18 protein-coding genes are annotated in these 23,144 nt (G+C 34.5%); 1 reads left to right on the top strand and 17 read right to left on the bottom strand.

The window, feature by feature from the left end:
* Positions 1-56: 56 nt before the first annotated feature.
* The 13 genes from GSH73_RS09595 to GSH73_RS09650 form a co-directional block, all read right to left on the bottom strand.
* Entirely contained in the window at positions 57-2,189 is a 2,133-nt protein-coding gene (locus tag GSH73_RS09595; protein WP_014758229.1) for an alpha-amylase family glycosyl hydrolase, read from the bottom strand.
* A 176-nt stretch (positions 2,190-2,365) separates the two neighbouring features.
* Positions 2,366-3,190: a carbohydrate ABC transporter permease gene (locus GSH73_RS09600; protein ID WP_014758228.1), complete on the bottom strand. Its 825-nt coding sequence runs from the start codon at positions 3,188-3,190 to the stop codon at positions 2,366-2,368.
* Complete coding sequence (locus GSH73_RS09605; RefSeq protein WP_014758227.1) at positions 3,190-4,068, bottom strand: carbohydrate ABC transporter permease; 879 nt, start codon at positions 4,066-4,068, stop codon at positions 3,190-3,192. Before GSH73_RS09605 ends, GSH73_RS09600 begins: the two co-directional genes overlap by 1 nt.
* 73 nt (positions 4,069-4,141) lie before the next feature.
* On the bottom strand, positions 4,142-5,482 hold the full coding sequence (locus GSH73_RS09610) for an ABC transporter substrate-binding protein (RefSeq protein ID WP_014758226.1): 1,341 nt from the start codon (positions 5,480-5,482) through the stop codon (positions 4,142-4,144).
* Between the two features lie 390 nt (positions 5,483-5,872).
* Entirely contained in the window at positions 5,873-11,470 is a 5,598-nt protein-coding gene (locus GSH73_RS09615; RefSeq protein ID WP_014758225.1) for an alpha amylase N-terminal ig-like domain-containing protein, read from the bottom strand.
* 530 nt (positions 11,471-12,000) lie between these two features.
* Positions 12,001-13,284, bottom strand: a complete 1,284-nt coding sequence (locus tag GSH73_RS09620; RefSeq protein ID WP_014757542.1) for an IS110 family RNA-guided transposase — start codon at positions 13,282-13,284, stop codon at positions 12,001-12,003.
* A 426-nt stretch (positions 13,285-13,710) separates the two neighbouring features.
* Positions 13,711-14,682 (bottom strand): YvcK family protein, encoded by a 972-nt coding sequence (locus tag GSH73_RS09625; protein WP_014758224.1) that lies wholly within the window; start codon positions 14,680-14,682, stop codon positions 13,711-13,713.
* 44 nt (positions 14,683-14,726) lie between these two features.
* Positions 14,727-15,581 carry an RNase adapter RapZ gene (gene rapZ / locus GSH73_RS09630; RefSeq protein ID WP_014758223.1) on the bottom strand — a complete coding sequence of 285 codons (855 nt, stop codon included), beginning with the start codon at positions 15,579-15,581 and terminating at the stop codon, positions 14,727-14,729.
* 5 nt (positions 15,582-15,586) lie between these two features.
* Positions 15,587-16,318 carry a PHP domain-containing protein gene (locus tag GSH73_RS09635; protein ID WP_038068549.1) on the bottom strand — a complete coding sequence of 244 codons (732 nt, stop codon included), beginning with the start codon at positions 16,316-16,318 and terminating at the stop codon, positions 15,587-15,589.
* 7 nt (positions 16,319-16,325) lie between these two features.
* Positions 16,326-17,231, bottom strand: coding sequence for a UDP-N-acetylmuramate dehydrogenase (gene murB, locus GSH73_RS09640; RefSeq protein WP_014758221.1), 906 nt, complete (start codon positions 17,229-17,231; stop codon positions 16,326-16,328).
* Positions 17,232-17,387: 156 nt separating this feature from the next.
* Positions 17,388-17,558 carry a hypothetical protein gene (locus tag GSH73_RS13900; protein WP_013297276.1) on the bottom strand — a complete coding sequence of 57 codons (171 nt, stop codon included), beginning with the start codon at positions 17,556-17,558 and terminating at the stop codon, positions 17,388-17,390.
* A 13-nt stretch (positions 17,559-17,571) separates the two neighbouring features.
* Positions 17,572-19,968, bottom strand: coding sequence for a heavy metal translocating P-type ATPase (locus GSH73_RS09645; protein WP_014758220.1), 2,397 nt, complete (start codon positions 19,966-19,968; stop codon positions 17,572-17,574).
* Positions 19,969-19,986: 18 nt separating this feature from the next.
* Positions 19,987-20,307 (bottom strand): DF family (seleno)protein, encoded by a 321-nt coding sequence (locus GSH73_RS09650; protein ID WP_014758219.1) that lies wholly within the window; start codon positions 20,305-20,307, stop codon positions 19,987-19,989.
* Positions 20,308-20,478: 171 nt separating this feature from the next.
* Here GSH73_RS09650 and GSH73_RS09655 point away from each other — a divergent pair, with 171 nt between their 5' ends.
* Complete coding sequence (locus GSH73_RS09655) at positions 20,479-20,631, top strand: DUF1540 domain-containing protein (RefSeq protein ID WP_014758218.1); 153 nt, start codon at positions 20,479-20,481, stop codon at positions 20,629-20,631.
* A 179-nt stretch (positions 20,632-20,810) separates the two neighbouring features.
* Here GSH73_RS09655 and GSH73_RS09665 read toward each other — a convergent pair whose 3' ends face one another.
* From GSH73_RS09665 to GSH73_RS09680, 4 genes are all read right to left on the bottom strand, one after another.
* Positions 20,811-21,563: an ABC transporter permease gene (locus tag GSH73_RS09665; protein WP_014758217.1), complete on the bottom strand. Its 753-nt coding sequence runs from the start codon at positions 21,561-21,563 to the stop codon at positions 20,811-20,813.
* Positions 21,550-22,470, bottom strand: a complete 921-nt coding sequence (locus tag GSH73_RS09670) for an ABC transporter ATP-binding protein (RefSeq protein WP_038068542.1) — start codon at positions 22,468-22,470, stop codon at positions 21,550-21,552. Before GSH73_RS09670 ends, GSH73_RS09665 begins: the two co-directional genes overlap by 14 nt.
* 123 nt (positions 22,471-22,593) lie before the next feature.
* A complete protein-coding gene (locus GSH73_RS09675; protein ID WP_014758216.1) occupies positions 22,594-22,800 on the bottom strand; it encodes a PLD nuclease N-terminal domain-containing protein in 207 nt (68 codons plus the stop codon).
* A 3-nt stretch (positions 22,801-22,803) separates the two neighbouring features.
* A complete protein-coding gene (locus tag GSH73_RS09680) occupies positions 22,804-23,139 on the bottom strand; it encodes a zinc ribbon domain-containing protein (protein ID WP_014758215.1) in 336 nt (111 codons plus the stop codon).
* Positions 23,140-23,144 lie beyond the last annotated feature (5 nt).

The following is a 23,144-nucleotide window of genomic DNA, read 5'->3' on the forward strand; positions in this document are numbered from 1 at the left end:
AAATTAAGGGTCAAGAAATCATAACGATTAGATCTCTTGACCCTTATTATTTTAATCTATTGTTGCCAGTTTACAATTACAGTACCTGTACCAGATGATGGAACTGTATAAGTATGGTTACTACCACCTTCCCATGTTATCGTATTGCCATTTTTCTTTATAAACTTAAATTGTATTGTTGTACCCGCTGGAACACTTACATCATAATACCATGTAGGATACTGATATACTACCTGATTAAACATTGGTCCTATTGCTTTTGACGTATCCCAGTTTCCCAATTCAGCTACATTACCAGTAAGATAAACATTCTCTCCATACACTGTACTTGCATTATTTACAACAAATCTAACACATATCTGATTGCCTGTAAGAATGTTAATATTATTATAAGTATTGCTTGTAGCACCACTTGAAGTTTTTAATGATATATTATATTTACCAGGTGTCACCGAAGGAACTTTTACTTTTACCTCTGTATCATCCCAAGAGACAATAGTACCAGCCGTCGAACCAAACAAAACTTGTCCTGATGTCGTACCAAAACCTCTTCCATCTATTGTTATAGTTTGCCCTGCTTTTGTCATTGTTGGCCCAACATGTCCTATCAACGGAGAATTACTTGAACTTACATACTGCCATACTGCAACTTCACCGGCACTAAGTGTAAATGGTGTTACAGAACCATCACTCGCGACAGAAATACTATTACCATTTAAAAGTCCACCAAGAACATCAGTATAAGTACCAGCAGGAAGCGCTGTATACAGTCCTGTTATATTATAACTTGTTGAAAGATTTCTATTTATAGCAACAAGAGCAACATTATTCCCAAATTTTCTTTCATATATATAAACATCATTGTTTATCCAACGTTGCTGAGTAGTACCATAAGCAATTGCAGGATTAGATTTGCGCAAAGGAGCAAGTTTTTTAATTACATTATATGCTGTAGTTGATGTATTAAATGAGGTCATCATAGCTCTATTATAAGGGTCTCCATTGCCTGTCATATACTGTTCTGTTCCATAATATATAGCAGGTACTCCCCTCGAAGTCAAAGTAAATGCTAATGCTTGTTCAACTGGACGAGTAGAACCACCATTATAGAATCTATCCATATCATGATTATCAATAAAAGTAACCATATCATTTATAAAATTATAATCAGATGCAGTTGATTGAATCATTGAATCAAGTCCATACATAGTATCCGTATTATCCCTAAATACCTGCCTCACTTTTTGAGAAAACCTAAAGTCCAAAAGACTCATACCGCTTTCATTCGCAAAGTATGTGTTATTTGCATCAATTTCATTCGTTCCAAGAAACCACTCTCCAAATGTAAATACAGGCCTATAGCTCAATATGCTATCCATAAAATTCTTCTGCCATCCGAACGGCATATGTTTTACAGCATCTAGACGTATACCGTCTATTCCCATATCGAGCCACACCTTAATTGCTGATTTTAAGTATGAATCGATTGTACTATTCTGTTGATTTAAATCTGCTAAATCAAATAAGTTACGATAAATGCCATCTTCATAAGATGAAAAATCTGTTCCTCCATAATGATGAAAATACCCGTTTGTATCATTTGTATACCCGCCAAGCAATGTTCCATTGTCGTATAGCCTTCCATTTTCAGCATAAGTCGGATCGGTTTCAGATGCAGGTGAAGTATGATTTGGTGCAAAATCGATAATTACTTTTATGTTATGTGCATGAGCTGTATTAATCAAATTTTGAAAATCAGTAAAGCTTCCAAAGTATGGATTTGTTCTCTTAAAATCACGAGCCCAATAACCATGGTACGATGTACTTCCACCAAAAGTTGAATCAGGTAAGACTGCATAAATATTTTCTACAGGCTGAGATATCCAAATTGCTGTTACACCCATTCCTGTTAGATAGCCATCATTTATCTTGTTAATAATACCCTGCCAGTCTCCACCAAAGTACTTTTTCAAACTTGTATGTGTTGGATCATACAAATCACCAGTTGGATTGTTGCTGGTATTTCCATCAACAAATCTATCAGTGACAATCTGATAAATTACATCCGTCGAGTAATTGACAACATTACTTACTGCTGTATCAGAAGCTGCCTGTATTGGTGCTGTCAATCCAAAAACAAGTGTAAGTGAAAGCATCAGCACCAATATCAATTTAAACGTTTTTTTCATGTAAGACCCTCCTTTTAATTATTTTTTTGATTAGCGAGTTGTTTAATAATTTATTGGTTTTCAATCACTCCTTTCTGTTATATAAAAGCAATCGATATTAATGTCAAAATACTTTTATATCGATTGCATATCGTCTATAATTTTAAATTAACTTGTTTTAAATACAAATATTCATCTTACTGTTTAACAGCACCAGCTATTATGGCTGTAACCAATTTTCTCTGCGCCAAGAAGTAGAAAATTACAACGGGTAAAATTGCTATAGTTAGCCCTGCCATACCGAGATTCCATTGCTTTGTGTATTGACTAAAGAAGTAAAAAATCATTAATGGGAGAGTCCTATAACCAACTTTGTTTATGACTAAAGATGGCAATAAGTAGTCATTCCATATCCACATGATATCCAATACAGCCAAAGTAATCGTAGTAGGATTTAATAAAGGCAATATAATATTCCAGTAAATTCTAAATCTACTGCAACCATCTATTAATGCTGCTTCATCTAAAGATGTCGGTATTCCTTTTAATGCACCATAGTATAAAAACACTCCTAAGCTTGATCCAAATCCCAAATACATAAACACAAGCCCTGACCTTGTAAGAAAATGAAATTTGCCAAATTCCGCTACTAATGGAATCATAACTGATTGAAACGGGATCAACATAGCCACTGTAAAAATCATATATATAATTACACTGCTTTTTCTTTTTACTCTTTGAAGTGCATATGCCGTCATAGATGAAAATATTGCAATAATCAATATGCTAAAAACCGTTATTATTAATGTATTTGAAAATGCTTCACTTAAATTTAAATTTGCGGCTGCCGTTTTATAATTATCCAGCATCAAACTTTTTGGAAGTGACAATGTATTTGTAAACAGCTCTAATTTTGTCTTGAAAGAGTTGACAAGTATTATATAAAAAGGAGATATCCATAAAAGCGAAAGCACAATTCCTAAAAATGTCAATAAATATTTTTGAACATGAACTTTTCTCATCACATCTCAACCTCTCTTTTCTGTGTCAAGTAAACTTGAATGACAGAAATAACAGCAATTATTAAGAACATTATTACCGCTTTTGCCTGTCCTACAGCCATTTCCTGAGCTGAAAAAGCCGTTTGGTATATATTAAGTGTTATCATTTGTGTGGTATTGCCAGGCGCTCCAGCAGTTAATGATAAGTTTTGATCAAATAGTTTAAATGAATTTGAAAGCGTAATAAACAAACTCACTGTAAACGCTGGCGCTATAAGCGGAAATACGACATTCCTAAATTGTTGCCATGAATTTGCGCCATCAATCTTTGAAGCTTCTATTAAATCAGTAGGAATGCTTTCAATATATGCTATATAAATCACCATAACATAGCCTATCATTTGCCATGATGTCACAATCACAAGCCCCCAAAAGCCAGTATTAGTTGTGGATAACCAGCCTCCAAGCCATCCAATATGTGTAGCGTCTGAAATTGTTTGAAACACATCCACAAAAATGAAATTCCATATAAATCCTAATATGAGTCCACCTATTAGATTAGGCAAGTAAAATGCTGTACGCATGAAATTTCTGGCAAATATTTTTCTTGTTACAAGCATGGCAAGACTCAAGCCTACCACATTTATGATCACGATACACGCGACTGCAAATTTAGCTGTAAAAATTATTGAATTCCAAAACTCAGCATCGTCTCTAAGTGTCATGAAATTTTTTAATCCAATAAATACAGGTTGATTTATTCCATTCCAATCTGTAAATGAATAATATATTCCTATAATAAATGGTATTAATACGACAATAATAAGTGACAATAGTGTTGGTGCTATAAAAAGCCAATACCAAATCCCGTTTTTAAAAAATTTCGCTTTTTTTGCCATTGTATTACCTTCCTTCTTGTTCATATTTGCAAAGTGGGAGAATACAATTATACTCTCCCACTACAATTTTTAATTATTTTCTCGCATCTGCCCAAGCCTGTTTAGCATGTGAAATCACTTTATCCCAACTTAATGAACCATTCACATAAAGCTGTATATCAGCACCAAGGACATTTTGACCCCAATTGTTTGGATACCCCATGAATACCCATCCATATGTCTTGCCTTGACTTGCTGCCACAAAAAGCTGCATTCCAAGCGGATCAGATATGCTATTTGAATTGTACCCAGTATATGCTGGGACAAACTTAAACTGCTGAGTAACTATCTGTTTTCCTTCATCTGATGTATACAACCAATCTAAGAAATCTTTAGCAGCTTTTTGAACATCCGCTGGTTTGTCGCTGTTAACTGCCCAATACATTGGGACACCTTCGGGATATGAGTCTTCTTTATATCCTGGAACAGGGTATGGCAACATGCCAATATCATTTTGTGCAAAGTTCTTATCAAGTGACTCTAATGTAGGATATACCCAGTTACCTTGCTGAATCATCGCAACTTTTCCAGTTCCAAAAAGCTTTTCAACTTGCGTGCTGTAGTCAAGACTTGCTGTAGGTTGTACTGAATACTTATTCTGAAGATCAATCATCTGCTTCATTGCATCACCATATTTGAAGTCTACTGTCTTAGAATTAAATGCTTTCATGACATCTCCATCAAATTCTGGTGACAAGAATGCATTAGATAGATGGAGTCCAGTAACCCAAGTTTCTTTTGCCGGGAATGCGAAAACAGCTTCGATGCCTAACTCTTTCTTCTTTGAATCCAAAGTCTTTACAGCATTCACCAATGCATCAAAAGTTTTAATGCTGGATGGATCAATACCTGCTTTGCTGAATATCTGTTTGTTGTAGATTAATCCATATCCCTCTAAATCAAATGGTAAACCATAAATTTTACCGTCCTGCGTCACACCAGTAAGAGTACCAGGAAGAGCGGCTTTTGCAGCTTTTGTATCTGACAGATCAGCCAATTTTGGCTTCCATGTAGCAACATCCTGTGGTCCACCTACATTGTATATTGCTGGCTCTGAACCTGAATTGAATTTAGCTTTTAATGCAGCACCGTAATCTTGTCCTCCGCCTACAGTTTCTAAATTGATCTTAACATTAGGATTTTCTTTCATGTAAGTATTTATAGCATTTTGAAGAGCATCTTTTATTTCAACTTTAAATTGGAAAATGTCTAATGTTACAGGTTGGCTTGTAGTCTCAGTCTTATTTTGAGTTGAACTATTTTCTGAAGTTTTGCTTTGATCAGATTTTGTACTATTTCCGCATCCTGTTATAAGCACTGAAAATGCCATTAAAAGCACTAAAAGCAGCGCAATTACTTTTGAGGTTTTCCTCATAATCAAAATCCTCCTCTTCAATAAGCCAATTTTTTCCATTGACTTATGTGATTTTTAATTATAAAATTTATGCAGTTCCATATTGATAAAAAATGTTTAATGAATCTTATCAATCTTTTATTTTTTCTTTTTATCTACATATATAAGCGTTTTCATGTAATTTAATTTAAAGTTAACAGACATCCCTCCTTATCATAGTATTTCATAGAATATTTGCAACCGGTTGCGCTTTGCTTAATTATATTTTATATCCTTTGATTACAAAAGTCAATAGACTTATTTATTAAATCAAAAAAATTTAAAAAGGTTATCTTAAATTATATTTTGAGAAAGATATAAAAGTAAACAATTAAAATCATATCTTTCTCATCATAACTAATTTATACAATTTTATATGTTTCCGCTTTTTTCTAATGAGCCGTATATGATAGCTGCTGCTTCTGCTCTCGTGGCATTTCCTTTAGGTACAAATACGTTATTTGGCTCACCATTTACTATTCCTAATTTCGCTGCATTTGCCACTACATTTCTTGCCCAATCGCTTATGGATTTGTCATCGCTAAATGTTGTCGCACCTATATTATCTTCTTTGTACTGTGTCAGCATCTCGTATGCCCTCATGGCTATTGCTGTCATTTCTTCTCTTGTTATGCTGTCATTGGGCCTTGCGTTCTTTCCGTCACCTTCGATTATCCCTGCTTTGTATGCTGCTTCTATTGCGTTTGCATACCAGTCTCCACTTTTTACATCGCTAAATTCTCCGCTGTATGCTTCTTCTTTTATGTTTAGAAGCCTCAGTATCATTGCTGTGAATTCTGCTCTCGTCACTGTCTTGTTTGGTTCATACTGTGTATCTGTCATCCCTTCTACTATGTGCCTTGATGCTAATACTTCTATTACATCTTTCGCCCAATTGTCTTTTATGTCATTAAATGTCTTGTCGTACTCAAATGCTGCATATTGTGAGAAGTGCGTCGCATTGAATGTTATTGTTCCAGATGATGCGTCTACTTTACCACCTACGTACTCCCATTGATTTGTCGTTGGGTTGTAGTAGTAAACTGCTACTTTTCTTGGATCGTTAGCTTTTGATATATTTAATGTTACCTCTACTGGTTTTGCCAATGCTACATTCCCACTGCTACCGTTTATTGTTATGTCTACTACATTAGAAAGCGGCACATAATTTGTCACATTAGGCTTTCCATTGTCTTTTATTGATACATTGACACCGTTTTGTATCTGGTCTTGGTTAAGTGCATCTTTCGTAAGTGCTATCGATGCATTGTCTGATTTTATGACGATGTCTTTGTCGTTGGCAGCACTTGAGTCTAAAATGTCCTTAGAAATCTGCACGACTTTTTGTTGTCCTTCACCTATTGTTGTTATGTCAAATACGATTTTCTTGTCTTTTGAATTTACTATAAGGTCTTTAGCTTTTCCCGCATCAAGCGTCAATGTGATAATGTTGCCATTTTTATTGACTGTTCCAATTGTATTGTTCGTATTGCTGCTATTGCCGCTTGTAGTACTTGTTGTGCTTGTACCTGTACTTTCAGTGTTACCGCTCCCTGCGCTGCTTGAATTGCTTCCACTTGTGCCTGTATTATTATTTCCTATGCCGCTTCCACTATTATTCTCTTGTCTAATTACATCAATCTCAATATCCTTTGTAAGTTCAGTTATTCTGCCTTGATCGTTACCATAAACACTACCATCATTTGGTTCAACATGTATCTTAATCGTATTTATCCCATAATTTAAAGAAACATCTTTAGTAAATACACCATTTTCATCTTGGACAAAACCATCACCGTTTATTATGACTTTAGCACCTTTATACGTGTTACCTTTGATTTCCATTGTACTTATATTAGAATCAACTGTCATATTGCTACTTGGAGAATATATAAATATTGGAATATCCCTCCACCTATAAACCGTATCATTTATCGTCATTTCATTGTTGCCTTGATTTACAATCGTTACTTTTCTGTTTGATGCAAGCTCATTTCCGTATTCGTCTTTTTCAACCTTATCCCAACTACCTCTGGCATATTTGTATTCTATTTGTGTTCCTTCTTCAAGCGTAAGTGTAATGCTATAAGTATTATTATCTATTTTTGTCATCTGTTGTGCTGATGGATCCCAAGTAGCATTAGGAAATGTTCCTGCCAAATTAACAGCATCTGGTGTATAATCAGGTACAGTTACATTAAAAATAACTTTTATAGGTACTACATCTGGTTTTATTGTAACCACATTAGATTCTGTCCTATTAAATGATAGATCAACAGCAACAACTTTATAATTGTAAGTTACACCATTAATTACGCTCGTATCAATATAATTATAAACTTCATTTGATACAGTAGCTATTTTATTAAATGTTCCACCATCGGACCTATAAATTTCATAATCGTATATACCGACATTGTCGGTAGATGGATTCCATGTAAGCGAGACTCTCGATGATTCTGTACCTGGCTGATTCAAATAAGGTGCAGTTGGCTTTATTAAATCGTCAGAAGGAACAACATAAAATGATAATGTGCTTGTGGTAATCCAGTCTTGCCCTTGATTGTCGGAAAATCTCATCAAATATTCCCATTGACCTATTTTATCAGGTGTAAAACTTGCTTTGTACTGATCATTATTTCCTATGTCTCCAACATATTGAGCATTTACCCAGGTAAAGCCACTATCATCTACGCCATATACGCTGTTATATACACTTCCATATACTGAATCATAAATAGTACCGCCAACATATTTATATCCTAATTGCGCTATCATATTTGGACCTTGACCAGTGCTATTTGTAAGTCCATCTGCCCAAACTTCCGCATAAATATCTTCTGTTGGTTTATCAACACCTATTATATGATTATCAGATACTTGTGTAAGATTTCCTACCCACCCTATAGGATACGCTGGATATGCTACTGCATCATTACTAATTCCGCTTTCATTGCCTAATTCATCAATTGCTGATATTGCATATACATATTTTAATCCATTTGTAACATTGGCATCTTCAAACGTTGTTTCAGTTACATTTGATGCTATTTTTTCATATAAACCACCTTCTACTGACGAACGATATATATTGTATCCTGTTGCACCATCAGATTGCGACCACGATAAATCAACTTTACCATTGCCGGAAGTAACAACAACATTTGAAGGAGCTTGTGGAGCAGTTAAATCTTGCCCATCATCTGATATAAGCATTACACCGCTCATAGCAGGTACATCTATAACTATCTGTCCATTACTTATTGAATACGATACATTGTTGTTAATTAAATCTTTAAAAGTAACTCCATCTCTTAAAAACTTTGTAGTATCAATAGCTATTTGTTTATCTGACTTGCTTCTATTTATTGCAACAATTGCAGCGCTATCAGGGTATGAAGTGCCAAAAGCATCTTTACCATTTATAATTCTCCTACCAATGGCATAAACATCATTTTGTGCATATAAAGTCTCCAAATCACCAGTTTTTAATACTTGATTGTTATTTCTTATGCTTGATATATTTTTAAAGAAATCTTGTAATGTCGTATCTTCATTTCCCCACGGGAATGTTCTTCTATCATCTGGATCTTTACCGCCAGAAACTCCTGCTTCATCGCCATAGTAAATATCCGCCATACCAGGATATCCCATCTGCAAAATTGTTGCTAATTTTAGCTTTTGTTCTGCCAGTTGTTTAGCAGCGTCTGAGTTTTCGTTAGGATCTGCAGAGTTATATCCAAACACTGTTAATATTCTCATTGTATCATGAGAACCAAGCAAATTCATCGTTGAATAAAAAGCAGGCAACGGATATCTTTCATATATGCTCATCAGCCTTTGGTCAAGTTTTGCTGCATCTATAGGATTGTGTTGACCATTTCCATCATCGAAAGATTGCCCAATCAAAAAATCTATGATGTCATTTCTAAACTGATAATTCATAACTGAATTAAAAGAATCGCCAAGTAAATCAAGGGACGCATCTCCCCAATTTTCTGCTATCATTGGCGCTTCAAATTTTACGGTATTAATAGCATTCCTAAAATGTGTCCAGAAATCATGTGCAACTTCATTTTCCACATCCAAACGCCAACCATCAGCACCATCATTTAAATTCCCATCTGAATTTAGCCAATACTTGGAAATGGCATTTTCATTGTTTATTATAAAGTTGGCCCAACTTGTAACGTTATATTCACTACCATTTAATGATTTTATAACAGGCAAACTGTCATAACCCCACCAGCACTCGTAAGTACCGTCGGAATTTATAGTATACCAATCACCATACGGCGATAAAGACTGATTTCCTTCTTTCCAAGCTTGATATGCACCTAATCCCGGATATTTGCCGTATCTATTAAAATATATACTATCATCACTGGTGTGATTGAATACACCATCAAGAATTATTTTTATACCTTTAGCATGTGCATCACTCATTAACTTTTCAAAATCTTGTGTAGTACCAAACATTTCATCAATCTTTGTATAATCAGCAGTATCATACTTATGATTTGAAGGTGATTCAAATATTGGATTTAAGTAAATTACAGATACTCCAAGTCCTTTCAGATAATCAAGTTTATCATCGATTCCTTTTAAATCACCACCAAAAAAGTCGTTTGACCAAATACCATCGCCAGTATAACCTGGAGTTCCAGCATTATTAGGGTTATCCGGCAGATCATTCCAATTATTATGGAACTCTATTGGATCATTGCCACGGCTTAATGTCTTTGCATGATCATTAGATGTATCGCCATTATAAAACCTGTCAGGGAAAATTTGATACATGACAGCGCCTTTCATCCAATCAGGCGTATCAAAATTTTTATCATATACAGTTAATTCAAAATCCTTATTTACAGTATCTGTTGCTTTTCCAACACCACCAAGTTGATCATCATTGTCGCCATAATAAGCTGTTTTAGTTCCATCTTTTAATATAAAGTAATACCAAATTCTCGTTGGATGATCAAAACTCAACTTTATTTCCCAATATTCATAATTACCATCAGGACTTTCACCTATTCTTGTCATAGGTAATTCTGTCCTAATCTTATTTATATCGTCCCAATACGATATTCTGGCAGACTCGAGATCATGATTTTTTGCTTGAATTCTTAATGTGACAGTTTGCCCTACTTTTATAGCGCCAAAAGGATTCCTAAAAAACGAATCATGTGTATCATGCTTTAGGTCATCATAATATATGTTGTTATCTAAACCAGTGAGGATGGGACTATAATTGGTCCAAATATTATGAGTATTTGCATCATAATAAAACGTTATATCGGCATCGTTTGTGACATTTATTTGTATATTTGAACCATCTTTCACACCATTTGCACCATAATTTTCATCCCATGTATTTCCTAATGTCACCTTGTATTGATAGTCACCCTTTGGGACATGCGCAGTGTATGAATAAACGTTGTCAAAATTATCATCTGTCATTATTGCTGTCGATGTTCCAGGATCCCAATCATTACCTGCTCCAATAGCTGATTGAATTGTTCCAACTAATCTGGGCAATTTGTCATTAGCTATTGGAGTATATTTAGTAGAATCAGTTACAGATTGTGTATTATAGTCAAACCAAAATGTAACATATGAATCATTTGCTAAGTTCAGCGTTAGATTTCCTTGAGATGGGACACCTCCACCATCCCATGAATGGTTTAATGCAACTTTATACTGATAGCTACCAGCTTTTAGTTGAGTTGGCGTAGTAAATTCATACAGTCCATTTCCCATATACTGCATTATGGTAATGTTACTATCAATATTCCAGTTAGAATCACCCAGTTGATCTTGAAATTCCCCTACGATATTTGCTACAACGCTTGCATTATCAGCAGCATGTACACTGTGAAGTGGTATTGAAGAAAATACCGCTGTCAATACTAATAAAAGCGACATATTAAAGCTTATGAATCTGTTGGTAAAAAGCTTTTTATTCATATCAAAGCCTCCCTCTATAATCTTTGATTTTCTTTTAATATCTCACTCATTCTCAGATTCTCACGATCTTCAAAGAAGCCCTCATGTATATCAATGCTATTTATTCATGAATTTGACATGTGATATGTAACCCAAATAAGCTTCTATTGTTCTTTCCATATTTTGGCCTATGGATTCCACTTAAGCTCATGTGGCATACCCTCCCATGTCTCACAGGATCTTTGTCCTTAATTCCTTCGTTCTGCCTTACATGAGGTGGATGTCAATTATGCTCCCATGCTGGGTCTTATGCCCTTATGGTAAAATTACCAACCTGACAATTCCGGCTCTCTTTGTCAATCTTCGAATTTTTAAATTGAGTTTTAAATCTTTATTTGCTTTATTTTTGGCACCGCTTAATTATCCAAACCATCGCAGGAGCGAGGCTGTCAAGGGTCAGCTTTGTGAAGTGAAACGCAGCAAAGCTGAGACGTGGTCCTTGCCCTTGACTGACGAGTGACTGCGGTGTATCATCACCACGGCGGTGCAATTTATGCAGCATTCCTAATCTCTGGTCTTTTTATGTCTCTTAACATCTTATTTCCGTTGTATTTTACTCCTTTTTTCAGTATGACAAAAAATACTCTAATTAGCTTGCAGCATAAAACTATCATGGACTGTTTCTTTTTTAGCGGGTTTTCTTTTCTTGTGGTGTAGTATTTGTGCAATTCCTGAAATTCTTTATTGTTTGCAAGTATGGGCATCATCATTTTGTATAAAGTACTTCTTAGCCGCCTTCTTCCTCTTTTGCTTATGGTGGTTTGCCCTTTATGCTGCCCTGAACTATTCTCAACCAGATTGTAACCCGCAAGCTTCTGGATTTGTTTTGGATGCTCATATCTTGTTATATCGCTAACTTCAGCAATAAATGTTGCTGCTGTTATTACTCCTACACCTTTTATACCTAGCATTTCACTAGCATCAGATACTTGCATAAAAAGCTCTTCTATTTTGCTTTCTATTTCTTTAAACTGCTTTACTAGCATTTCGTACTGTTCAAGTATAATTTTTATCTCTATCTCTGCCATCTCAATGCCATCTCTTTTACCCACACTTCGACTGGCAGCTTCTATAAGCTTTAAAGCCCTCTTTATACCTACAGCACGGTTAACTTCCTTCTTCCAGGCTGCAAGTATTTCTTTGGCTCCAATACCTAATATCTTTGCAGGCGTTGGAAATTCTTTCAATGTTATCAGTGCCGCTTTCCCTTCCCAATCTGCAAAAACTTTATTAAACTCAGGAAAGTATATATCAAGCCATCTTGCAACCCGGTTCTTTATCTTATTTAAGTCTTTTGTAAGCATTTCCCTTATGTCCACTGCAATTCTAAGCTCGCTGTATATACCCTCAGGTATATTAGGTTCAACATATCTTCCATCTTTAACTAGCATTGCAATTGTCTTAGGGTCTTTTCTGTCATTTTTAGTTGGCGAGTTATCATCAAATTCCTTACTTCTTTTTACGTGGAATGGATTTACCAGCACCACCTTATGGTTCTTATCTTTAAGAAACTGTGCAAAGCAGAGCCAATAATGGCCTGTTGGTTCCATGCCAACCATTAAATGCTCTTTGTTGCTTTTATTCATAATCTCTGCAGCCCATTTAAAGAATCTTTCCATTCCATCAATGTCATTGCTAAATTCAATACGCTTACCGTATTCTATTCCTCTAAAATCAAAAGCTCTAGCGTGATGTGTCTCTTTAGCAATGTCTACACCTACAATTAATGTCTTTTCTGTTATTTGCAATATCTTTAAATTTTGGTTATACTTCATATTAGGTACCTCCTTGTTATTTGAGAGTCGTGTTCATGAACAATCGACATCTTGTATTTTATCAGGAGGTACTTTTTATTTCAAATCTTATATTTTTTTATTACAGGAATGCTCCCATTATTTTTTGAATTGAAACAAATTTAAATTAACGTATTGTCCTACAATTGACCTCCTTTCAAAATCGTTTATTTACTGAAATTAGAACAAAATAGTTTGAGATTGCTGTAACGAAATGAATGTGCAAAAAATTTGCGCAACCGGTTTTCCTTTGAGTAATATTATATTATCTTTACTAAAGAATGTCAATAATGTCAATCAAATTTTAATGCGTGAAGTATTTAATAATTTTCAAACTCTATTCATACCCTTTTTATAAGAATAAATTTATTATCATTTTTATTGTTAAAAAAAAGGACCTTGAATAAATCACTCAAGTAGTCCCATTAGTATCTCTGCAAGCTTTTGCTCATCATGTCTTATATAATTGTTTCTTATTGCTAACACATCTTTTTCGATGACTTTTATTCCCTTTTGCTTAAAGCTTTCTACATCATAACTTACAGGTTGCGACATGTCTTCTTTATATCTATCTTTGTACTCATAAGGAATTTCACCATTATTTACGATGACATAGTCAAGAGATTTTAACCCATGCAGAAAAAGCGCATCAACGTGTGCATTGGCATCGTAGCCAATTGTCTCACCAGGCTGTGTCATTATATTGCACACATATACCTTAATTGCTTTTGAATCTTCTATTGCTTCACACACATCATTGACTAATAGATTTGGTATTATACTGGTGTATAAACTCCCAGGGCCTAATATAATTTCATCAGCATCCATGATATCTGTTAAGGCTTCTTTTACTGGTTTTGCATCTTTCGGCTCCAAAAATATTCTTTCTATCGGGCTTTTTTCTTTCATTTGAAGTTTCGGTATTAAAGACTCTCCATCTATGACTATACCGTTTTTTAACTTAGCTTTTAGTTTGACATCATCCAATGTGACAGGCAAAACCTTTCCTGACACAGCTAAAACTTCACTCATTTTCTTTACAGCTTCTTCAAAACTATTTGATATGCCATTCATAGCAGCTAAAAAAAGATTTCCAAAGCTTTGCCCTTTAAGCATACCATCAGTAAACCTGTATTGTAAAAGCTTTTCCATTGTAGGTTCAGTATTTGCTAACGCCAGTATACAGTTTCTTATATCACCAGGCGGCAACATGCCTAAATCCTCTCTTAATACACCAGAACCTCCTCCATCATCTGCAACTGTTACGATTGCAGTAATGTTATGGGTGTACTTCTTAAGTCCTCTAAGCATTGTTGATAATCCTGTACCACCACCAATAACCACGACTTTTGGTCCATTTAAGTAAGCAAAATTCTTCATACAAGCAACCCCTTTGCAATAAGTCATATAAAGGAAAATATCGGTTATTCTTCTCTAATATCCCTATGATTTATTATAGCTGTGTAATCCCTTTTTCTAAGCAGATCGTACAGTGCATTTGCAATAGTCACAGATCTATGCTTACCGCCTGTGCACCCAACAGCTATTACAAGCTGTGATTTGCCTTCCCTTATATAAAATGGCAGTAAAAACTCTATCATGTCTTCCAACTTATTTAAAAATTGTTTTGCTTCTTCCCACTTCATGACATAATCCATTACTTTTTTATCATTTCCTGTAAGTGGTCTAAGTTCATCTATATAATAAGGATTCGGCAAAAACCTCACATCGAATACAAGATCGGCATCAAGTGGTATACCGTATTTAAATCCAAATGACATTACATTTACGATTAAACCTTTGAATTTTCTTCCTTCGATGAAAATATTGTACAATTCCTGTTTAAGCTGAGCTGCAGTTAAATTCGTCGTGTCAATGATGCTGTTTGCCATTTTTCTTATTTCCGCAAGTTTTTGCCTTTCGTCTTTTATTCCGTTTATTATTGATCCGCCATCTGTAAGTGGATGTCGTCTCCTTGTTTCCTTAAATCTCTTTATCAAAGCTTCATCTGAAGCCTCCAAAAAGATTATTTCATAATCGTACTTATTTTTCTTTAAATAGTCTATAGCAGAAAAAATATCTTTAAATAGTTGTCCACCTCTAAGATCCATACCGAGCGCCACTTTATCTATGTCTTTAGAACCATAAAAGAGATCAGCCAACTTCGGTATCAATGCTGGAGGAAAATTGTCAATGCAAAAGAATCCGATGTCCTCCATAGATTTCAATGCTTGGCTTTTCCCGGCGCCCGAAAGACCGGTAATTATCACAAATCTCATTTGTATCACTCCTTAGCATTTATTATATCATTTGTTGTAAGTCCTGCTTTTTTCGCAATTTCGATTCCTCTCGCAAAATCGCCAACTCTCGATGGTGTATGTGCATCGCTGTCAATTACGAATTTTGCACCAACAGATTTTGCTATTTTTACGTATTCTACAGTCATGTATCCGTGGCTTGAGTTTATCTCAAGAGCCGTTCCTCTTGCTTTAGCCGCCAAAGCAAGTCTTTTAGTATCTATATCGACTTTTGCTCCAGGATGTGTAATTATATTTATATCGTATTTATTTATGGCTTTTATCATCGCATCTGTGTTCTGTTCTCTAACGACTGGTTTTAAAGATATAAAATATTTGCTGGCTGCATTTTTCCCAAACAAATTGACAAGGTTATAGAAATCAAATGGCGAAACACCTGTGTGATAACCCATAAGCAGTATATCTATATATTTTAAAAGCTCATCATCGACATCAATATCACCATTTAAACTTATAAGATTTGCTTCTACTCCCATTAAAACCTTTATATCAGGAAATTTATCGTTCACTCTATCTATTTCGTCTCTTATTTTCCTGTAATTGCGACTTCTTATGCCAAAAAATATATGCCTCGGTCCATGATCAGTGATAGCAATTTCTTTAAGTCCTTTTTGTATCGCAGCTTTTACATTGTCTTCGATTGTACCTTTTCCATGGCTAAATACAGTGTGTGTGTGATAATCAGCAAAAATTTCCATCATCGAATTACCTTTCACCAATTATTTTTACTTCCGTCTCCAGATCTACGCCAAATTTATCTTTGACTGTTCTCTTTATATGTGCGATTAGATTTAAAACGTCGTCTGCAGTCGCATTGCCTCTATTTATTATAAAACCACAATGTTTTTCAGACACTTGTGCACCACCGATTGCATACCCTTGAAGTCCAGCATCCTGAATCAATTTCCCTGCATAAAATCCTTCTGGCCTTTTAAATACACTTCCAGCGCTTGGATATTCCAATGGTTGCTTCATTTTCCTTAATCCATTCAATTCATCCATTTTTGCCTTTATATCCTTATAATTCCCTTTTTTTAAGTGAATCCACGCTCTTATTGCAATCAGATTATCTGACTGTATTAAACTGCTTCTATATCCAAACCTCATATTGCCATTTTTCACTTCATATATAGAACCATCTTTATCGATAACCTCTACTTTTTCAACTACATCTTTTATTTCAGGGCCGTAAGCACCAGCATTCATAGTTATAGCACCACCTAATGTGCCTGGTATCCCGCTGGCAAATTCAAAGCCTGTAAGCTCATTGTCAAGAGCAGTATTGGCAATTACTGAAAGCAATGCACCAGCCTCCGACACAATTATCTCACCGTCTACAGAAATTTTCCTAATAGCAGTCAGTTTTACCACCACGCCCCTTATTCCCTTATCTGAGACTATGATATTTGTTCCGTTGCCAAGTATAAAATAAGGAATATTTTCAGCTTTTATTAAGCCCATAACTTTTATCAGTTCATCCACGCTTTGAGGTATAATCAGTACGTCCGCCGGACCACCAATCCTAAAAGATGTATGCCTTGACATAGGTTCATTTATATATATATTCTCATCCGAAACCACTTTCCTTAATGTTTCTACAATCTTTTCCAATATATCAACTCCCTACATGTATTTACAGGAAACCTTCATTCAGTAATATTTTATCAACTATTATCATGTTTAATTCCATTTTGTTTTCCATTTAAGAGTATAACACTTTTTTTAAACATAAAAAAGACAAAAAAATAGAAGGCCTGTAAGCCTTCATCAAACATTGTAACATACTTTAAATCTTTTACTAATGCAGCCCTCAGAGTCATAAACACTAACAACAGCCGTACATTTCTTAATCTTAATCTCACAATTGCAATCCCTACAAAAATATAGGTTATTGCCTATCTTGCCCACATTAGTGCTTTTGCAATTTGGGCATTCCATATAACTCACCTCACTAATTAGCTGATCTGAACCTCCTCAGCCTTAAGGCGTTTGATACAACTGATACTGAGCTAAATGCCATTGCACCCCCTGCAATAGCTGGATTCAAAAGACCTGCTGCAGCAAATGGTATTCCTATCGTGTTGTAAATAAAAGCCCAAAACAGATTCTGGTAGATATTTCTCATAGTAGCTCTGCTTAATTTTATGGCTGTCACCAAACTCATGAGACTGCCACTTATAAGTGTAATGTCTGATGTTTCTATAGCCACGTCTGTCCCTGTGCCTATAGCAATACCTAAATCTGACTGTGCTAATGCTGGAGCGTCATTTATCCCATCTCCAACCATTGCAACTATTTTACCCTGTTTTTGTAATTTTATGACTTCTTCCGCCTTTTTTTCTGGCAAAACTTCTGCTAACACGTGTGCAATACCTACTTGCTTTGCAATGGCCTCAGCAGTTTTTGCGTTGTCACCAGTTATCATGTATACATCTATGTTTAAAGCTTTTAATTCTTGTATAGCCTTTGCTGAATCTTCCTTAGGCACATCCGCAACCGCTATTACACCCAAAACTTTGCCTTCAGATGATAAAATCATAACGGTTTTGCCTTCGCTCTCAAGATCTTCTAAATAATGTTTTATGTCAGATATATCTACACTTTGCCTATCCATCAACCTTCTATTGCCAATATAATATTCTTTTTCGTTAATTATAGCACAAATACCGTAGCCTGGTATAGTCTCAAATTTGCTCGGATCTGGCAATTTTTCGCATTTTTCCTTTGATTTATTCACAATTGCTTTACCAAGCGGATGCTCAGAATTTTTTTCAGCTATTCCAGCAATATACAGCAAATCATCCTCTTTCAATTGGCTGAACGAAATGACATCAGTGACTACTGGTTCTCCTTTTGTAATAGTACCAGTTTTGTCTAATACAATAGCATTAATCTCTTTTGCTTTTTGCAAATATTCCCCACCTTTTATAAGTATGCCATTTTCTGCTCCTTTGCCTGTACCTACCATAACAGAGGTTGGTGTTGCAAGGCCTAATGCACAAGGACATGCAATTACAAGCACAGATACAGCACTTATTACACCTGCATTAAGATTTCCTAAAACAAGATACCATATCAAAAATGTGATTACTGCTATTCCTATAACCACAGGTACAAAAACTCCTGACACTTTATCGGCAATCTCTTGGATAGGCGCTTTTGAGCCCTGTGCATCCTCAACCATCTTTATTATCTGTGATAAGACAGTATCTTTCCCAACCTTAGTCGCTTTAAACTTAAATGTGCCCGTTTTATTTATTGTAGCACCTATTACTTCGTCATTGACATTTTTATCAACAGGAATAGACTCTCCTGTTATCATAGATTCATCTATAGCAGAACTTCCTTCTACAATTACACCGTCTACAGGTATTTTTTCACCCGGCCTTACTATAACTACATCTCCGACTTTTACTTCTTCAATAGGTATGTCTATTTCTTCTCCGTTTCTTATGACTCTTGCAGTTTTCGCCTGAAGTCCCATAAGTTTTTTTATTGCTTCAGATGTTTTGCCTTTCGCTATAGCTTCAAGCATTTTCCCCAATGTAATAAGAGTGATTACAACAGCCGACGCTTCAAAATATAAATAATTGTGTACCTCTGACATAGGCTTAGTAAAAACATTGTACAAGCTATAGAAGTATGCAGCAGACGTGCCAAGAGCCACCAATGTATCCATGTTAGCTGACATATTTTTTAAATTATGCCAAGCACCTTTGTAATATCTATATCCAATAATAAATTGAACTGGCGTTGCTAAAAGTATTTGAAACCACGGAACCTCCAAAATTCCTGCAGGCAATTTAAAAACTTTTAATATCATAGCCAGAAGAAGTGGGAAAGTCAAAATCGAAGATATAATCACCATGGTTTTTGTCCTTTTTATCTCGGCATCTCTCTCATCCTTTTCATAGTCTAATGCATTATCTTTTTTTTCTTTCGCATCATAGCCGATGTCTCTTATAGCTTTTGCCATCTGTTCTACACTTATTGCGTCTGAATTATATTCTACAGATGCCTCCTCTGTAGCAAAATTAACGTTGGCTTTATATACACCGGGCAATTTATTCAAAGTCTTTTCTATTTTAGTAGCGCATGAAGCACATGACATACCAATCAATACAAGATCTGCTTTGTCCCTTACTACACCATACCCTAAATCTTCAATTTTTTTCGTCATATCATCAATATTAACTTTAGTCGGGTCGTATACAACTGTTGCCTTTTCCACAGCCAAGTTGACATTGGCTTCATCAATTCCTTCTAAATTTTTAAGACCTTTTTCTATGTGAGCGGCACAAGATGCACAAGTCATGCCAGTAATTTTTAAAGTAGCTTTTTCAGGCATATAAATCATCTCCTTAAATTATATTGCCAATGCCTCATCAATAGCTTTTGAAATCATTTCTTTCGGTGGCACACCGGAATTATGTCCATTCACTTTATACACTCTGCATCCATAAAGAGGTTCATCATTCCTTCTCTCTTTTTCGATGTCTTCTCCATTGATATGAATTGACGGTGAACCTAAAAATTTATATCTATATGCGTCTTCTTCAGACTCTATCTTTACTATGTCTATATCATCTTTAATATTTTTTTCTGATAAAACCTCTTTTAACATTTTTAATGCTGGTTCTGAGTTAGGACATCCTTCGAAATATAAAAAGCGAATATGCATTTTCATCCATTCTCCTCTTTTAAACATATTATACCCCTTATGGGTATTGCAATTTTATTATATAATTCCGATATGTTTATGTCAATATTATTTTAACGCTTTTTCACAAGCTTATGTATAACTACATCCTTTATGCAAATAATAATTTTTGATTAAAATCAATTGGAGGTGTTCTTTATGAATGCAGAAAGCGTAGTAAAATGTGGTGTTAACACATGCACATATTGGAAAGATATGAGATGCCATGCACAATCAATCGAAGTAAATCCAAAGACCCCGACAGCAAAGACCAGCGCAGAAACTGAATGTACCACATTCAGGTCAAGATAAAAAATAGTCTATTTTTAGTGTTAAAAGAAAGCGTATATACAACGCTTTCTTTTAACACTTAATTTTATTAAAATTTTCCTACTTATCAGTTTATCACATTAATACACTATACCATCAACATCGGTATTGCTTTTACTAAACGATACAACTATTTTGTTTGGGAGGCAAACAATGATTTTTTACATTTCAATTTTGTTCATTCTAATTATAGAAATGATATAAAATACTATGCTTAACATTAAAGTAGATATTAGCGGTTTTATAATATCTGATGTATTAAATGTACTTGCTAATGCAATAAGCTTATTTGGTATATATACGGATAATTTTTCAATATTCATTAGTGCTGAAGCCGCAAAATTTATAATCAACAATGCGACAGCTGCAACGATTGATTTCTTAAAAAGACTGCTCAAAAATGTAAGCAATATTACTGTATAGATATAAAAAAGTGATATCAATGTTGCAGAAAACATGATTTTACTAAAAGGTATTGTATTATCTTTAAATAAGGTATCTGCATAATAATAGTTAATGGAAAATCCCAAAAATATGAATATTATCAATACAATTGAATAATGCAATATTTTTGATGCGACCATTGCAGCAGGATTCAAGCCCTTTGAATATGGAAAAAGTAATTTATGCGATGATATCTCATCACTTAATATCCCCATCAATGTCAATATTACGATTAGAAAAGATATTTGGCTTAAATCCTTTATATAGTTTTGAATAGCAGTACTAAAGTTTATTTTTATTAATGCACTGATATCACCTGGAATCTTATTCTTAAGCATCAATGGTAACATCTTTAACATGATAGGGTCGAGCATCGCAAAAAGTATTATACCAATGGCAAGAATAAGGTATTTATATTGTCTTATTGACTCAATTATTTCCTTCTTAAAATATGCATTAAATGTTGGCATTTTGCTTCACCATCCTTATAAATATATCTTCTAAACTTGCTTCACGGATTTTATATGAGATTACAGGATTATCAAGTTTTGCGATTTCTCTTATCAGTTTTGTCTTTGCTTCATAAATGTCATTTACATATATACTTACAGTATTTTTATTTATTCTTATGCTATCAATCCACTTTATATCAGCAAATCTATTACTTAAATCACCACATGGATTTTCAAATTCAATGTCATAAATAGGCTGGATATATTTCTTTTTAAGCTCATTCAGATTTTGAGATATGATGATTTCACCTTTATCCAGTATACTTATATAATCACAAACTCTTTCAACATCATTTAAAATATGTGTTGATAAAAACACTGTTTTCCCTCGCTTTTTCAATTCAGCTATTATTTCCAATACTTCAATTCTGCCTTCTGGGTCAAGTGCAGATGTTGGTTCATCGAGAAATATTATCTCTGGATCATTCAACAATGCTGCAGCTATACCAAGTCTCTGCTTCATACCCCTCGAATATTCCCCAATTTTCTTTTTTTTTGCATATTTTAGATTTACACTTTCAAGAATGGTCTCAATACGTTTATCTTTGCTTTTCATATTGCTTAATTCACCTATGAAGTTTAAGTATTCTTCTGAGTTCATATAGTTATAAAACTCGGGATTTTCAGGCAGATAACCGATTTTTTTTAATAGTTTTCTTTTATTTTCACTAAATTTTAGACCATCAATATATATTTCGCCACTATCATATCTGGTAAAACCTGTAAGAATATTCATTGTTGTTGTCTTACCAGCACCATTTTTCCCTAAAAAACCATAAATTGAGCCTCTATCGATTTTGAAAGATATTTGTTTCAAAACTGTGTTATTTCCATAGCTTTTAGTTAAATTATTTACTTCAATCATATAAAAAACATTCCTCTCTAATCAATTTATAACTTCTACATTCATTGTGATCAAATATTCTTCACCTATTTGCATTGGGAATCAGAATAATATGATGGATAGATAGATCGATTGACAAATTGTCTACTCTTTTTCCCTTCCGATGATGAGAAACATAAGTGGTCCTAAAATTTCTCCAAGCACTATAATTATAAGCCAGGCCCATTTCGGCAAAAATCTGACTTTATCCTTTGTAAGACGATATATTGAGAAAATCATAAGACCTAATTGAATAATTATTAATGGAGCAAAAAGTCTTATTATTTCAGATGTACTTAAATTATCATACATAATTTATTCCTCCCTCAATTTTTTTGAGCAATTAGGGCAATATACCCATTCATCTTTAATCTCCCTGCCACAATGCGGACATAATGAAGTCTTTAACATATTGCCGCAGTATGGACAATACTTGTAACTTTTTTTTATCAACGCACCGCATTTCGAACATTTGGAAACTTCATAGCGGGTCACCAAAATATAGATTATTAACGATGATGGCACATTTAAAAGTCCAAACAACCCCCAAAGCCAATAATATTTTTCGCCTCTTTTTTTTGCATCTATAAATATCCATGTCGCCTGTAATACAAGTAATATAATCAATAGAACAAATAATAGATACTTCATTTTAG

This window comes from Thermoanaerobacterium aotearoense, assembly GCF_009905255.1.
Taxonomy (GTDB): Bacteria; Bacillota; Thermoanaerobacteria; order Thermoanaerobacterales; family Thermoanaerobacteraceae; genus Thermoanaerobacterium; species Thermoanaerobacterium aotearoense.

Coding starts and splice junctions, on each gene's coding strand:
- GSH73_RS09645 (WP_014758220.1), bottom strand. CDS start 19,968: ATGCCTGAAAAAGCTACTTTAAAAATTACTGGCATGACTTGTGCATCT.
- GSH73_RS09620 (WP_014757542.1), bottom strand. CDS start 13,284: ATGAAGTATAACCAAAATTTAAAGATATTGCAAATAACAGAAAAGACA.
- GSH73_RS09655 (WP_014758218.1), top strand. CDS start 20,479: ATGAATGCAGAAAGCGTAGTAAAATGTGGTGTTAACACATGCACATAT.
- GSH73_RS13900 (WP_013297276.1), bottom strand. CDS start 17,558: ATGGAATGCCCAAATTGCAAAAGCACTAATGTGGGCAAGATAGGCAAT.
- GSH73_RS09595 (WP_014758229.1), bottom strand. CDS start 2,189: ATGAAAAAAACGTTTAAATTGATATTGGTGCTGATGCTTTCACTTACA.
- rapZ (WP_014758223.1), bottom strand. CDS start 15,581: ATGAGATTTGTGATAATTACCGGTCTTTCGGGCGCCGGGAAAAGCCAA.
- GSH73_RS09670 (WP_038068542.1), bottom strand. CDS start 22,470: ATGATTGAAGTAAATAATTTAACTAAAAGCTATGGAAATAACACAGTT.
- GSH73_RS09600 (WP_014758228.1), bottom strand. CDS start 3,190: ATGAGAAAAGTTCATGTTCAAAAATATTTATTGACATTTTTAGGAATT.
- GSH73_RS09605 (WP_014758227.1), bottom strand. CDS start 4,068: ATGGCAAAAAAAGCGAAATTTTTTAAAAACGGGATTTGGTATTGGCTT.
- GSH73_RS09680 (WP_014758215.1), bottom strand. CDS start 23,139: ATGAAGTATCTATTATTTGTTCTATTGATTATATTACTTGTATTACAG.
- GSH73_RS09615 (WP_014758225.1), bottom strand. CDS start 11,470: ATGAATAAAAAGCTTTTTACCAACAGATTCATAAGCTTTAATATGTCG.
- GSH73_RS09665 (WP_014758217.1), bottom strand. CDS start 21,563: ATGCCAACATTTAATGCATATTTTAAGAAGGAAATAATTGAGTCAATA.
- GSH73_RS09610 (WP_014758226.1), bottom strand. CDS start 5,482: ATGAGGAAAACCTCAAAAGTAATTGCGCTGCTTTTAGTGCTTTTAATG.
- GSH73_RS09625 (WP_014758224.1), bottom strand. CDS start 14,682: ATGAAGAATTTTGCTTACTTAAATGGACCAAAAGTCGTGGTTATTGGT.
- GSH73_RS09635 (WP_038068549.1), bottom strand. CDS start 16,318: ATGGAAATTTTTGCTGATTATCACACACACACTGTATTTAGCCATGGA.
- GSH73_RS09675 (WP_014758216.1), bottom strand. CDS start 22,800: ATGTATGATAATTTAAGTACATCTGAAATAATAAGACTTTTTGCTCCA.
- GSH73_RS09650 (WP_014758219.1), bottom strand. CDS start 20,307: ATGAAAATGCATATTCGCTTTTTATATTTCGAAGGATGTCCTAACTCA.